This is a genomic window from Salinicoccus sp. CNSTN-B1 (assembly GCF_054792835.1).
The window spans coordinates 650996-665513 of sequence record NZ_JBTWMN010000004.1 but is presented as its reverse complement, the minus strand read 5'-3'; the positions used below and the strand labels follow the sequence as shown (position 1 = coordinate 665513).

Sequence of the window (14518 nt, the reverse complement as noted above, 5' to 3'; positions counted from 1 at the left end):
TCATACTGAAAAAAAGACTTTTGTACACAAAAGTCCATCAGCTTTTCATTTTCTTGGATTTCCTGGGTTTTTTGGCAGGAGATCAAGGCTTATCATCAACGCCTTGTCCACTTCTTTCATCTTTTCTTCATTCAAATATGTAAGTTTTTCCCTAAGCCGTTTCTTATCGATTGTACGGACTTGTTCAAGCAATATGACCGAATCCTTGTCCAGATTATATGTATCCTTTGAAATCTCCACATGTGTAGGTATCTTCGCTTTGTCGATCCGACCAGTAATTGCGGCAACTATCACAGTGGGGCTATGGTAGTTGCCGACGTTATTCTGGATGATCACTACTGGACGTTTACCACCCTGTTCAGAACCTTGCACAGGTGAAAGATCAGCAAGATATACTTCGCCTCTCTTCATCTATTCACCATCTTTACTGTAAACGAGGAAATCTTCGTTGCATTTTTGTGCTTCACATTCAAGCTCATGACTTTCAGACGCAATGGAAAGGTTGATCTCACTCATCTCTGTATATCCATGTTCAAGAGAGAGTACTGTGCTGCTGCACAATGTCGTGTTCATCATTACTAGACCACTCCTCTATTACATCGCTATTCATAATAATGATAACATGTATAAAAAATCATTACTAGTTTATTTTAAAACTTCATTGCTGATGCGACTACCGTCTGTGCCATGGTAAATACGCGGCAGTCTGCGGCCGAGCTTGCACATAGATTCGTAAGGTATCGTATCCACATAATCACTGTAGGATTCCATAGACTGTGCGGAATGCCGTTTTGGAATGATGATATGTACTTTGTCTCCCAACTCGATATGGTCAGGAACACGGATCATGATGTAGTCCATACATACGGTCCCGACTACCGGGCAGGGTGTGCCGTCCTCCAAGGCCACTTCATAACCTGTGCGTGAACGGAGGAACCCATCTGCATAACCGATCGGCAGCGTGGCTATGGTCACTTTCTCATCTGCTATATATTTCAATCCATAACTGACCCCCTCCCCTTCTTGCAGCACATGTGTATCCACTACATGGGTCACAAGGCCGACGGACGGCTTCAGCTCGACAGGTGATATCCCCGCTATGAAATCAGACGGATAATATCCATATAGGGAGATGCCGATGCGCATGGCATTGCATTCATCTGCCTCAAGATGAAAGGCACCTGCTGAATTCTGGACGTGCACAAACTGAGGTTTTTTAACTTGCGAAATAATGGATTTGAATGTTTCGTACTCTTTGAAGGGGCGCTCCGAATCAACCTCCGCTGAACTGAGGTGACTGAACAGGCCTTCATAGGTAAGGTAAGGAGAGTCCTCTATCAGCGCGATCATCTGATTGACCTCTTCGATGTTGGATACACCCAGTCGATTCATGCCACTGTTCACCTTGATATGGATCCAGACACCCTTTCCATCATCTTCGATAGCCTGTTCCGCTCTTTTGAGCCATTCATAGCTCGGGGCGGTGACAGCTATACGGTGCTTTATGGCTTTGTTCATATCTTCCGGCCTGATCGGTCCAAGAATGAGTATCTTCTCCCTGATGCCATGCATCCTCAACTCGACCGCTTCATCCAGCGTACCGACTGCAAAGAAACCCACACCAATATGGGATAAGTACTCTGCAACAGCAGTGCTGCCCAACCCATATGCATTCGCCTTTATGACTGCGATGAAAGTCTTATCAGGGTGCATTCCACTGACAGCTTTATAGTTGTGTCCGATAGCTGCCAGATCGACATCGACAATTGTATCCCTATAGTACTTTTCCGACATATCTCAATCTCCTCGTCCCTTATTTTCAAGTATCACTGTGGCAGTGGCATAATGATTGGAGTGAGAAATTGATACATGTGCGCACTCCTCCCCGCTTATGAAGGGTTTTCCCGCCTCATCATTCAGACAAGTGATGTCTGAAAAAGTGATACGTTCCCCTATGCCACTGCCTAGAGCCTTACTATATGCTTCCTTGACCGCAAAGCGCCCAGCCAGATACTCCATCCTTCTTTTTTCGCTGCTTAATGTCCTGTAGACTTCCATTTCCTCCTCAGATAAAATCCGCTTCGACAACCGTCCACCTTTATCTTCCGCGGCTTTGATCCGTTCGATTTCAATTATATCGGTGCCTAGGCCTCTGATCATATGGTTCTCCCTGTCTTTTCATTGATTAATGTCCTGATATCATTGCGCAGACGATCAGCTTCATCCGACTCGAGTTCAGGGATGTGGACAGGTGCTGCAGACGTTCTCAGGGTGACCCCTTTGAGAGCGTACCGTTTCATCAACGGACCAACTGTCGTATCAATATTCTGAACCCTGAACAGCGGTACAGCAAGTTCTTCTTTGAATATGATTCCTTTATGGATACGTATTTCGTCGCGAGAAACATCATAACGGAAATATTTATATTTCAATTTCGGCATCAACCATACATCGATCAGGCTGATGTAGATGAAAATCACAAAAAGTATGAGCGGCACCCACCACGGTAGCCATTTCCATACATAGAAATGCAGTATCGTTGCGGCAACTGCCACCAGCAATGCAATCAACGCGGCAATCCCTTCACGAATCCGCCACACCGTGATCGATTTCGGTGATATCTTTTTCATTGGAAGCACTCCTTTCAGCCCACTGCCAGATAGTATCCACGTCTTTTTGGTCAATGAACTTCAAGGTCGCCCGGGATCCCATCATCCCCGCGGCCGTGACCAGCGTTATAATTCCGAGTTCAGACCGCTTAAGAAACGGGTTATACGCCCATTCCGCTTCTATCAACTTCTCTGACTTGATGATATAGTGCGAACGCTTGAAAAACGATGTGGTCATCAGATTGATCTCTTCATCCCGGATTGTATAGCCACTGTTATAGGCACTGTAAAAACCAGAGAGGGCGACAATTGTGAGTAATGCCAAGCCAATGGCCCACATATAATCAAACCAGAAATATTGGATGATGGCACTGACCGTGAAGATGCCTAAAGCCATCACTTGGAAGTATCTTCTGTACCCCTGACCGGCACAATACGTGGAGGGACTTCTATATGATAATTCGGGAAAATCTCTTTTGTAATCCTATATAGGTCATCCCTTTTTATGAAAGGTAGGATTTCAACCTTGCCTTCGACATCATCCCCTTCCAGGGAGTCACTCGTAATCGTTGCGGCTAATGAATAATAGCCGATCATCCTACGGAGGATCGAGTCCCTTATAATGATGTCTGGACCCGGTTGATGTTGATGCTTTGATGTTTCTTTTCAATCAACCCATATTCGACAACAAGATCATCGTCTTTCATCTTAAGCGTGTATTTATAATATTTGATCATAAGGATGAGTATGCCTATTGCATACCCCACAAGAATGAAGGAACCTACTGCAAGCATATAAGCCCACAAGACGCTTTGGAATGCCCCTTCAAAATAGTCGAAATAGCGCTCCAGCAAAAAGTCCGCTCCGATGATGTTGATGAAACCGAATGCCAGTGCAAGAAAAGTACCTAAAGCGCCGCTGGTCATGCTCATCAGAAGGAGCGAGCGGTTGCTCATAAGATAAAGTGCCGTGAACTCCTGGGGTTCCTCCTCCGCTTCTTGCCGAGGCCAGCCGCTCGAAGCACCGATAATCGCCTCACCTTCTGCCTGTGACTTCTCATCGTAGAGTATTCTCTGCAGTGATTCGGCTTGGGTTTTCTTCATTGTATCAATACGAATGGCGTCCCCGGAGTGATGATCTCCAATTTCACAGCACCGAACATACGATGGAATATGGGTTCGCTGAAATCAATCGATTGTATCCTCCCTATATCAAGTTCTTTCTCCCGGTTGGTAATGACCCCGTCCTTGTAGATGAATTTGCCCGCTTCTATCCAAAACCGTGTCCGATATTTATTCAGGAAATCCATACCTCCGAACAGCACGATGGCAAGAACCAGTACACCGATAAAAATGACAATATATTTGAGCGAGACTTCACCTGAGAATATGACGTCACGTGAATTGAAAAGGATTATGATCAATGGAATCCAGAGATTTTTGACGCCATTGACGATACTGCCAAGATAAGCGACTGGGTGGAGTTTCTGCGGGCTATACATCTGTATGTGCCTCCTTCACCTGTTGTATGATGGTTGCTTTCATCTCCCGTGCCTCGTGCAATTTCAGAGGGGGCATCACCATGTTCGAACTGGCCGTTGATACTTCCAGTATGGCGAAATCATGCCTTCTGGAAATCGGGCCCGTTGCCAATTTGGCACCCTGCACTCTCTGGATCGGCACCATTTTTGTTGCGATGCGGAAAAACCCCTTTTGACTACGAGGCGCCCTTCATCGATTTCATAACGGGTCACTTTTCTATAGACAAACGGTCTTATGAAGATGCCCATTATCAATAACATGATAAGCACCCCGCCCGTTCCAAAGTATACCCAATGACTCCATTCAAGATAAAAGGTAAGGGCACTGGCCACAATCCCTATGAGCAACCATAGGGTGAAAGATGCCAAATAACGTTTTTGCATATATGGAACTACTTCATCATGCACTTTTTTCATGTTTGCCTCCACTTATATATCGATTATACATTATGACGATTAGCCTTATCCTTTAAATATACTACGTAGAATATAAAAAAAACACCCCTGTCCATTGGACAGGGGTATGGAATTATTTGATGTGATCTTTAAATGTGCGGCCGCCTTGGCGCTTGTTGTTGTTCTGTGGTGGTCTGTTGCCCTGACGCTTGTTGCCTGAGCGGTTATCATAGCCACGGCCTTTCTTGAATGGCTTCTTGCCACCTGAAGGCTTGCCTCCGCGTCGATTGCCACCTTTTCGTGTAAGTGGTTTTTCGAATGACAGTTGGATATTGTCATCTGATGCGTTGAACAGGAATTCATTGAGCAGTGCTGCAACGATTTCCTTCGCTTCACCTTGCTCAAGCAGGTGTTCCGCCACTTCAAGAGTATGTGCATTGTTGTTGTTGGCCTTCCATTGATCCATCTTCTCATAGATCTCTTTTTCACGTGCTTTAAGCACTTCTTTTTTAAGAGGCGGTCTGAGCGCAGAGATCGTTTTCTTTTTGGCATTTTCAATCATTCTCAAATAATCCATTTCTACTGGATTGACGAATGTGAGTGCCACACCTTCTTTACCCGCACGTCCCGTACGGCCGATTCTGTGCGTATAGCTCTCGGAATCTTGAGGGATATCGAAGTTGTAGACGTGGGATACGCCTGAAATATCGAGGCCTCTGGCTGCAACATCTGTGGCAACCAATATATCCAAGGCATTGTTCCTGAATTTCTTCAGGACTTCAAGACGTTTCGATTGCGTGATGTCGCCATGCAGTCCTTCAGCGCGGTAGCCTTTAGCGACCAACGCACTCGTCAGCTCATCAACGCGGCGTTTTGTACGCCCGAAGACGATTGCCAGTTCTGGCTGATGGACGTCTAGGAAGTCAGTAAAGACTTCAAGCTTTTCGAGCTCTTTTACGATAGTGTAATGCTCGGTAATCTGCGGGTCGCTTGCACCACCCTGATTCATGGTTTTGACGATTTTTGCGTCTTTCATGAACCGTTTGACCAACTCTTGTATTGCTGGTGGCATCGTAGCCGAGAACAGCAATGTGTGCCTGTCATCCGCAGGCATCTCGGACATGATGAACTTGACGTCATCTATGAAGCCCATGTTCATCATTTCATCCGCTTCATCGAGGACAAGTGTATGGATGCTATCGAGTTTCAATGTCCTTCTCTTGATGTGGTCGATGATACGGCCAGGTGTACCCACGATGATTTCTGGTTTTCTCTTCAAATCCTTGATTCTGGCGTTCAATGCTCATTCCGCCAAATATAGTGGATACACTGAGTTTTTTGTACTTGGCAAATTTCTTGAGCTGGTCGCTCACCTGGGCGGCCAGTTCACGCGTTGGTGTGAGGATCAGCACTTGAGTGCCGCCCTGCTTCTCGGTATTTTCAATGATCGGAATGCCGAAAGCACCTGTTTTCCCAGTACCTGTTTTTGCCTGCCCGAGAATATCTCTTCTTTCGAGCGCGAGAGGAATACTTTCCTCCTGAATTGGGGTTGGTGTTTCGAACCCTATGTCTTCCAGTGATTTCAAGGTTTCATCACTGACACCTAATTGTTTAAAAAACTTCAAATTAGAGTCTCCTTTGACTTATCGTTTCTCATTTTCGTTACGCATAACTACTCAATATTAACATTTTTATTGTCATTATACAAGTCTTATCTCTTCCGGGAATAAGAAGCGTTCGGTGAATATATTTAACTCAAGCTGATGCGCTTCTGTAAATGCAAAAAGATGCGGCGCACCCTCTATCAGCTCTAGTCTGGCGGACGGTATCTGCCTGCTCACTTCAATGCTTGATATCGAAGGCACAAGAAGATCCAGTGTACCATGGATGATCAATGTATCCGCCTTGATCTCTTCCAAGTTCCCGGACTTCGCCTCAACAATCCGCTTGAACTCCTGATACGCTTTAAACGGAATATCTTTGAGTCGCTTCCTGATCTTCTGGTAGAGGTGCATTTTCATATGTTCACTGAAATGTGCTGGAGTAAGGTTCAACCGCCCTAACCTTGAGAGCCTGATATGCTCGAAAGCCGGAGCGATGAGCACCAGTTTATCTATAGACTCATGCTGGGCGATATGGCTGGCGAAGACGCCTCCCATCGAAAAACCGATGATATAGACTGAATCTACACGCTCTTTAAGGTTTTTATACGCATGCAGCGCTTCAGCATACCAGGTTCCGCCATCTGGTTCAGTGAGATTGAGCACTGTTCCATGCCCTGGATAGACTGGAAATTCATAGTCGAATTCATACCTTGATTTCAAATAATCGAACAGAGGCTCCAATTCATACCGTCCTCCAGTGTAGCCGTGGAGAAAGAGCAGACCGATGGATCTAGATATAGTCGTTCACCCTTTCCAACGCCATTCCTCTGGATGCCTTCAATAGAATGACACTTTCAGGCGTCATCACTGATTTAAGTGCGGTGGCCAACGATTTTATATCATCATGGTGTGACCGGCTATCGATATCAACATTATCATGCACGACCTTCATTGCCTCCCCATAAGTCAGGATGTGATCAAAATGATGGTCCGAGTTGTTGATATGTTGTGCTATCGACAGATGAAGCGGCGCCGAATACTCTCCAAGTTCCAAAATATCCCCGAGGACGAGGATGCGGTTGTCAGAATCCATGCGGCCTATAGTATCAATCGCACTTTTGGTGCTGGATGGACTTGCATTATAGGCATCATTTATGATGACTGCCCCATTTTGATGAATCATGCGTTCCATGCGCATATCCGTTACGACCAGTGTCTGGAATTGGTCCTTGACGTCCTTCATGGAAAGGCCCACAGCTTCTGCTGCCAGTAGGGCCATCGAAGCATTGGCGGCGTTATGGACACCAAGCTGTGGTATCTGGACATCCATATTCCCTGGGCCTAATTCAAAATGGGTGCCCTCCCGGGTTTCTGAAACATCCATTATCCTAATATCATTGCTCGGCTGCTCCCCTGCTGTCTTTAGATTATAGGGGGCGTCACGCTGCACCAATGCCTCAAGTAAAGGGTAATCCCTCGAGTAGATGAAGGTGCCGTTTGGTTTCAAGCCATCCACAATTTCATACTTTGCACGGGCGATATTTTTCCTCGAGCCTAATTTTTCGATGTGGGACTCCCCCACATTGGTCAAGATTGCGATATCGGGCTGTGTCATTGTACTGAGCAGATTGATGTCGCCTGCTTTGTCCATCCCCATCTCCAATATGGAGATTTCAGTGTCAGCATCAAGCTGAAGCAGCGTCAATGGTAGACCAATCTCATTATTGTAGTTGCCGATCGTCTTCTTCACTTTGAAGTGTGGGGAAAGCAGACATTCGACCATATCCTTCGTGGTTGTCTTTCCGTTCGATCCCGTAATCGCGATGACTTTGGGAGACACTTCTTCAAGGTACTTTTGTGCAATGGTCTGCAGAGCAAGCAAACCGTCTGGAACATGGATGAGCGGCAAGGATGAATCAGACTGTGATGACGCTTGTTCTGTCAGGCTGATCGCCGCCCCTTTATCGAAAGCCTGCTCCATAAAACGGTGGCCATCCGTATTCTCTCCTTTGAAGGGGATGAACAGATTGCCTTTTTGCAGCGTCCTTGTATCTATAGATACCCCTTTTATGATTCTATCCTTTTGTGATTCTGCAGCAGCATTCATCTGTCCACCACAGAAATTGGCGATTGTCCCTATTGTTGTCTCAATCATAACTACTGTACAACTCCATCATCGTTTTATTTTTGTGTTCATCAAATTCATATTGGGTTAATACGCTTAATTTTATCATAAAATAGTGTATACTAAATGTCATGATTCCATAATGGGTTAGGTGAATTTTTTGGAAAAAAACAATAATTACAAAAGACAAAATGCCAATATATTCTTCAGGATGGACTGGCTGTTGCTACTGCTTATTGTAGTCCTTGGGACCGTCAGCGTCTTCATGATCCGTTCTGCAATGACCAGCGGACAATACAATACCGATTTCGCCCTTAGGCAGACTTTATTTTATCTGCTTGGTTTCCTGATGGTCTTCGTGCTGACTTTTATCCCCGTCAAATGGCTGAAGCAGTATATCTGGCTCATATACACTGCCGGCGTCCTATCGCTTGCCATTCTTTTCATCGCGCCTGTTTCCCGATTACACCGATTATAAATGGTGCCAAAAGTTGGTATCAATTCGGGTTCTTCAGCATCCAGCCATCCGAGATCGTCAAGATCATCTACATATTGACTCTGGCCTATGTCATCAACCAGCATAATAAATATAAGATAACTAATGATCTGAGTGCAGATATTAAACTGCTTATAAAAATCGCCGCAACTTCCATTCTGCCGATGCTGCTCATACTATTCCAAAATGATTTGGGCACCACCTTGGTCATGCTGGCGATACTATTCGGAATGATTATCGTCTCAGGCATCAGCTGGTGGCTTATTGTTCCGACCTTGATTGCAGCAGTTACAATCGGGGGTGCCTTGATTCTTGGCATCATCTACAGGCCGGACATACTTGAGCGTTACCTAGGCATTCACCCTTATCAGTTCGAGCGAATATACTCTTGGCTGCGGCCGGAGGAATACATGGCCGAAGGTGGCTTCCAGCTCAGCAACTCATTAAAGGCGATCGGTTCTGGTGGCATTGATGGGAAAGGCTTTGGTGATGGCATCATCTACATTCCGGAAAACCATACGGACTTCATCTTTACGATCATCGGTGAAGAATTCGGGTTTATTGGTGCCACTGCCGTCATCGTACTTATATTTATGCTTATGCTCCACCTCTTCAGGATTGCAACAGTCGTTGATGATAGTTTCTCATCTTATTTCATCATCGGCTACCTTTCCATGCTGATGTTTCATGTTTTCCAAAATATCGGCATGACTGTACAACTATTGCCGATTACCGGACTCCCTTTGCCTTTCATCAGTTATGGAGGAAGTGGGCTCTGGGCTAACATGTTGGCGATTGGAATCATAATGAGCATCTATTTCCATCAATATGACAAGAAAGCATAAAATAACCGCAGCTTAGTAGCTGCGGTTATTTTAGATGTTCTGTTCTTTCAACCGTAATTGTTCCTTATGTGCAATACCGTTCATGATTTCAAGTCTAGATCTTGAAACCTTTACTTTAACACCAAGTTCACTCAACATCGTGACAACTTGCTTCACTTTAGAACGGTCGTTTTTGTACATAATGACACTCCCCGTTTTTCAACTTACTCTTATTTTAACGTGAAATTTATATTTTTGCCATACAAATCAAAAAATAAATGTTACAGAATTTTGAATAATCTTGGTTTATAATAGAATACAAGTGAGGTGAAAATATGGAATTAGCTATATTTGAATTCCTATCCAGCGCAAAAGTGTTGAGTACCATCACCCTTATCATAATTGGAATCAACCTCCTTTTTGCCATAGGGCTGATATTTTTGGAACGGCGCAGCGCGCAGAGCATATGGGCTTGGCTTATGGTCCTTTTCTTTCTGCCGATCATCGGCTTCATATTTTATATCCTTTTCGGCCGCCAAATATACAACCAGAAGTTATTCCAGATCAATGAAGCAGACAAAGTGGGTCTTGAGCACCTGGTTGATGAGCAGCTCAGTGATCTACAGAACAACCGTATGTCTTTCGCAAACGACGTCACGAACCGTCATAGGAAAATAATCCATATGCTGCTCGATAATAATCAATCTTTTATGACCATCAACAACAAGATAGATATTTTCACAGACGGTAATGAAAAATTCGAGAAGCTGCTCGAAGATATCTACAACGCTCGAGACCACATCCATTTCCAATACTACATTTTGAAATTGGATGGCATCGGCCAAAGATTACATAAGGCATTGCTTGCAAAGCAACGAGAGGGAGTCTCTGTCAGAATTCTCTACGACGATATAGGTTCCAGAACACTCCGGTTGAGCAACTTTAAAGAATTGAAAGCAGCCGGTGGTCTGGTCGAAGCCTTCTTCCCAAGCATGCTCCGCCTCATAAATCCAAGGATGAATAACCGTAACCATCGTAAAATTGTGGTAATAGATGGCACCCTCGGATATGTAGGCGGCTTCAACGTAGGCGATGAATACATTGGTTTGAATAAAAAATTCGGCTATTGGCGCGATACCCACCTGAGGATTGAAGGGAACGCCGTTAAATCCCTCCAGTTGCGCTTTATGTTGGACTGGAATTCACATGATAAACGCAATAATATGTTCAGGGAAAATCGCTACTTCCCTGAAGTGAACCACTACTATGGCAACACGCCTATGCAAGTGGCTTCAAGTGGTCCTGATGAGAGATGGCAGCAGATCAAATATGGCTATATGAAAATGATCTACAGCGCAAAGAAGTCCATCTATATCCAGACGCCTTATTTCATCCCAGACCAATCCTTCTTGGAGGCAGTCAAAATCGCTATATTGAGCGGAGTCGAGGTACATCTGATGATTCCCAACAAGCCGGATCATCCTTTCGTGTACTGGGGCACCTACTCCAATGCAGGTGCGATAGCACGGATGGGGGCCCACGTCCATATCTACGAGAAAGGTTTCCTCCATCAAAAAGTGATGATGGTCGATGATGAAGTGTTGAGTGTCGGGACGACAAACGTCGACTCCAGAAGCTTCTTTTTGAACTTCGAAGTCAATGCTTTCATATACGATAAAAATGAAGCAACCAAATACCGTCTCATCTATGAAGCGGATATTGAGGCCTGTTCTCTGCTTACCGTTGAAAGATACGACTCCAGAAATAAATGGATCCGTATAAAGGAAGGTATTGCGAACCTCATTTCGCCCATCCTTTAATATCCAAATAAAAAGGCATGATATCTCTTGGATATCATGCCTTTTTCACTGCATTATTTTTTCTTTTTACGTTTTTTCTTCGGCATTACTTTAGCACTCTTCAAGCGTTGCTCTTTTTCTGCCTGTTCCCGTTCATGTGCTTCTATGATAGGTGCCATTTCTTCAGCCACTTTCTTTTTATAGAAGGTATTACCTGCCCAAGTCTGGAATATCAGGAAAAGACCGCCGACTGCCCAGTAGAGTGGAAGGGCTGAAGGTGAAATCAAGGAAATCCAGATGATCATAATTGGAGAGATGTACATGAATAGCTGCATCTGCTTGCGCTGTTCTGGAGATACAAACTGCATGGAAACGAATGCCTGTCCTGCATAAACGATTCCGGCGATGGCCACCATGAACAGATCCTGCTCAGTCAAATTCATCCAAAGGAAAGATGGATATTCGGTAATTCCACCTTCAGATGGGAATTTGAGGGAGAAATATAGCGCCATGACGATAGGCATCTGGATCAACATAGGTAAGCAACCCATGTTGAGCGGGTTGATGCCGTGTTTCTTGTAAAGTCCCATCATCTCCTGCTGCGCTTCCATCTTCTCTTCCTGAGTTGTTGCAACTTTGACTTTCTTTTGAATCTCTTCCATTTCAGGTTTAACGATTTTCATCTTCTCGCGCATCATCATCTGATTTTTATATGTACGCATCATGAATGGGAAAATTGCTAAGCGGACGATTAGGGTAACGGCTATAATAGCCAAGCCATAGTTATTGTTCAGGTTTTCACCGAGCCAATGAACAAGACTATCCATCGGACGGACGAAAGTATTAAAGAAAAAACCATTTCTATTTTCTTCCTGGGAATAGTCACAGCCGGAGAGCACAAGCACCAGACCGATCATTAGCGGGAAGAGCCATTTTTTACTCATTTCTTCACCTCATAATTTGTCTCACATAAAAGAAATTGTAACATAAAAGAATGTCTAAAAAAACATATTATAAAATCTTACACATCCATTAGTGACAATTTAATGATACTTCTATCTATATTCTGAGTTTCCAATGAAAAACAGACCTAGCAATTGCTAGGTCTGGTTAGGAAGGTTCATTCCTAGAGTCTTGAGCCACATACAGGCCAAGGCTGGGATCCTCTTTGATCATATAGGATTTGAGCTCTTTTGGTTTGTTCTGCTGCCGATGCATTGGATGGCAGACCGCTTCCGCCTACAGACTGCCAAGTGCGGACATCGAATTGGTAAAGACCATGATAAAGGCCATTTGCGCTTACGATGCCTGGAGCGCCGCCAGATTCACACTGCGCTAATGCTCCCCAGTTCTGTGAACTTGAATTATTGGAAGTAGACACATTTTGTGTTTTAGCTTGTTGACGCTCTTCGGCTGTTGCTTGTGCTGCCGCACGCTCTTCAGCTGCTGCTTGCTCTGCTGCACGCTCTTCAGCTGCTGCCTGTTCTGCTGCACGCTCTTCAGCTGCCGCTTGCTCTGCTGCACGCTCTTCGGCTGCTGCCTGTTCTGCTGCACGCTCTTCAGCTGCCGCTTGCTCTGCTGCACGCTCTTCGGCTGCTGCCTGTTCTGCTGCACGCTCTTCGGCTGAATCATCTTGCTGAACTTCTTCTACTGGCTGCAATTGAGCAGGTGCTTCTTCTACTGCTGGTGCTTGCACAGGCGCTTGAGACACGGTATCTCCAGAGACTGAAAGTGTTTTACCAGCAATGATGAGATCTGAAGATAGGTTGTTCCACGCCTTCAGATCTGAAACGGTAACTTCAAATTTCTGCGCGATCTCAAAAAGCGTATCTCCTGATTTTATTTTATAGACCCCTGCTTCTTTATCTTCTGAATCATTTGCTTTTGTAACTTCAAGCTCTTGACCTGGGAAGATAAGGTTGGAAGTCAAATTATTGGCTGATTTAATCGCATCGACTGTTGTATTGCTCTGATGCGCGATTTCGGAAAGAGTATCCCCTTTATCTACTGTATGAGTTGCTGCTTCTGCACTGTAAGCGAGTGTGCCGGATACAGCAACTGCTGCACCGATAGATAGTACTTTCTTCATAATTAGTATACCCTCCGTATTCCCTTAAGCGGAATAATGTTTTCTTATTAGCTGAATAGTACTATATCAGATTTAAACATTTCTTAGGTTACAGGAATATAAAGAAAAGCGTTTTTCATTACAATCAGATTACAATATCATTTCTTGTTGTAAGACCTTTTTTCACAAATAGTGTATTTATAACTCTTCTAGGTTTCAGAATTCATTCATCTTCTAAAAGTTTTCATATAAAATACCCTGCTTAAGTCCGATCGCAGTAGTCGGCCTTAAGCAGGGTATGGTGAGTAGTGTGAGTGTAGATAGTGTGAATCAATTGGACCTGTTCAGGTAAAGGCTTTTTCCTTCTTTTCATCTGAATCTTCGTTTGGCACAAGTTGCAATGTATGACTGTCCTTCTTATGTTCATTCAAAACTTTTTCCAAAGACTCCAGGTGGCGGTCCTTCAAAAGTGCCTTGCCTGGATCATCGGAGCTTTCTAATGTATGGACTGTCCTTTCACCGATGTAGTCCCACTGGTCATAATGCTTTACCGCCTCCCCTATCATGCGTGAAGGATTCGTGATGTCTTTTTGTCGGCTCATCTTATCCGGGATATGTTTAATGCTTTCAGCCCATATTTCCATCCGATATTCTTTTTCACCCTCTTGGGTTGTATGGACCGTGGTGGCGACCTGACCACTGACGCATAGGATATCACCTTCAGTAGCTTCTGTGAGTACTTTAGGTAGTGCTTTTCCGAAGGCTTTGCAGTAGATGAAATGTACTTCCTTTGATTTTCTTTCATCTTTGGGCACTCTGACGGTTGCAATGATGAATGAATTGATGCTGCCATTCACCGTTTTCTGTATCGTCACATTACGCACCAGCTCCCCCACCAGCAAGACTTTGTTCATCATTAGTTCACCTCCTTCCTGTCCCAAAGATAAACCTAAAGTAAATATTCTGCAAAAGGCTGAAATTTGATTTTACAGCCATTTCCTTTACAATTAGAATGAATATGGTGATGATAAATAAATATTGAAACGCAAGGTGATGC

General features: G+C 44.4%; 16 protein-coding genes and 3 pseudogenes. 2 read left to right on the top strand and 17 right to left on the bottom strand.

Annotated elements, in window-relative coordinates; translation table 11 throughout:
- Positions 1-45: 45 nt before the first annotated feature.
- The 13 genes and pseudogenes from ACYF68_RS03900 to ACYF68_RS03840 form a co-directional block, all read right to left on the bottom strand.
- A complete protein-coding gene (locus ACYF68_RS03900; RefSeq protein ID WP_461045449.1) occupies positions 46-411 on the bottom strand; it encodes a type II toxin-antitoxin system PemK/MazF family toxin in 366 nt (121 codons plus the stop codon).
- Positions 412-576, bottom strand: a complete 165-nt coding sequence (locus ACYF68_RS03895; protein WP_344700768.1) for a hypothetical protein — start codon at positions 574-576, stop codon at positions 412-414.
- Between the two features lie 69 nt (positions 577-645).
- Positions 646-1794: an alanine racemase gene (gene alr, locus ACYF68_RS03890; protein WP_461045448.1), complete on the bottom strand. Its 1149-nt coding sequence runs from the start codon at positions 1792-1794 to the stop codon at positions 646-648.
- A gap of 3 nt (positions 1795-1797) precedes the next feature.
- A complete protein-coding gene (gene acpS / locus ACYF68_RS03885; protein ID WP_344700770.1) occupies positions 1798-2160 on the bottom strand; it encodes a holo-ACP synthase in 363 nt (120 codons plus the stop codon).
- Positions 2157-2630: a PH domain-containing protein gene (locus ACYF68_RS03880; RefSeq protein ID WP_461045447.1), complete on the bottom strand. Its 474-nt coding sequence runs from the start codon at positions 2628-2630 to the stop codon at positions 2157-2159. The genes acpS and ACYF68_RS03880 overlap by 4 nt, the downstream gene beginning before the upstream one ends.
- Complete coding sequence (locus tag ACYF68_RS03875; RefSeq protein WP_461045446.1) at positions 2584-3006, bottom strand: PH domain-containing protein; 423 nt, start codon at positions 3004-3006, stop codon at positions 2584-2586. Before ACYF68_RS03875 ends, ACYF68_RS03880 begins: the two co-directional genes overlap by 47 nt.
- The gene (locus ACYF68_RS03870) at positions 3006-3206 is read right to left on the bottom strand and encodes a hypothetical protein (protein WP_461045445.1); all 201 of its coding nucleotides are present in this window, start codon (positions 3204-3206) and stop codon (positions 3006-3008) included. Before ACYF68_RS03870 ends, ACYF68_RS03875 begins: the two co-directional genes overlap by 1 nt.
- 20 nt (positions 3207-3226) lie before the next feature.
- Complete coding sequence (locus ACYF68_RS03865) at positions 3227-3712, bottom strand: hypothetical protein (protein ID WP_461045444.1); 486 nt, start codon at positions 3710-3712, stop codon at positions 3227-3229.
- A complete protein-coding gene (locus ACYF68_RS03860) occupies positions 3709-4110 on the bottom strand; it encodes a PH domain-containing protein (RefSeq protein ID WP_461045443.1) in 402 nt (133 codons plus the stop codon). The genes ACYF68_RS03865 and ACYF68_RS03860 overlap by 4 nt, the downstream gene beginning before the upstream one ends.
- A pseudogene (locus tag ACYF68_RS03855) lies at positions 4103-4312 on the bottom strand (PH domain-containing protein); the annotation flags it as partial. The gene ACYF68_RS03860 and the pseudogene ACYF68_RS03855, both read right to left, overlap by 8 nt.
- Before the next feature lie 366 nt (positions 4313-4678).
- Positions 4679-6170: pseudogene (locus ACYF68_RS03850) on the bottom strand (DEAD/DEAH box helicase).
- A 75-nt stretch (positions 6171-6245) separates the two neighbouring features.
- A complete protein-coding gene (locus tag ACYF68_RS03845; protein ID WP_461047474.1) occupies positions 6246-6929 on the bottom strand; it encodes an alpha/beta hydrolase in 684 nt (227 codons plus the stop codon).
- Between the two features lie 10 nt (positions 6930-6939).
- A complete protein-coding gene (locus ACYF68_RS03840; RefSeq protein ID WP_461045442.1) occupies positions 6940-8304 on the bottom strand; it encodes a UDP-N-acetylmuramoyl-tripeptide--D-alanyl-D-alanine ligase in 1365 nt (454 codons plus the stop codon).
- Positions 8305-8485: 181 nt separating this feature from the next.
- Between ACYF68_RS03840 and ACYF68_RS03835 the strand changes: the two are divergent.
- Positions 8486-9615 (top strand): annotated as a pseudogene (locus ACYF68_RS03835) (FtsW/RodA/SpoVE family cell cycle protein).
- A gap of 30 nt (positions 9616-9645) precedes the next feature.
- Here the strand turns inward: ACYF68_RS03835 and ACYF68_RS03830 are convergent.
- Positions 9646-9795 (bottom strand): Lmo0850 family protein, encoded by a 150-nt coding sequence (locus tag ACYF68_RS03830; protein WP_344700777.1) that lies wholly within the window; start codon positions 9793-9795, stop codon positions 9646-9648.
- 134 nt (positions 9796-9929) lie between these two features.
- Here ACYF68_RS03830 and cls point away from each other — a divergent pair, with 134 nt between their 5' ends.
- A complete protein-coding gene (cls, locus tag ACYF68_RS03825; RefSeq protein WP_344700778.1) occupies positions 9930-11414 on the top strand; it encodes a cardiolipin synthase in 1485 nt (494 codons plus the stop codon).
- 53 nt (positions 11415-11467) lie between these two features.
- Here the strand turns inward: cls and yidC are convergent, their stop codons facing one another.
- From yidC to ACYF68_RS03810, 3 genes are all read right to left on the bottom strand, one after another.
- On the bottom strand, positions 11468-12337 hold the full coding sequence (gene yidC / locus ACYF68_RS03820) for a membrane protein insertase YidC (protein WP_344700779.1): 870 nt from the start codon (positions 12335-12337) through the stop codon (positions 11468-11470).
- A 182-nt stretch (positions 12338-12519) separates the two neighbouring features.
- Positions 12520-13482 carry a transglycosylase family protein gene (locus ACYF68_RS03815; protein WP_461045441.1) on the bottom strand — a complete coding sequence of 321 codons (963 nt, stop codon included), beginning with the start codon at positions 13480-13482 and terminating at the stop codon, positions 12520-12522.
- 323 nt (positions 13483-13805) lie between these two features.
- Positions 13806-14378 (bottom strand): single-stranded DNA-binding protein, encoded by a 573-nt coding sequence (locus tag ACYF68_RS03810; protein WP_461045440.1) that lies wholly within the window; start codon positions 14376-14378, stop codon positions 13806-13808.
- Between the last annotated feature and the right edge of the window lie 140 nt (positions 14379-14518).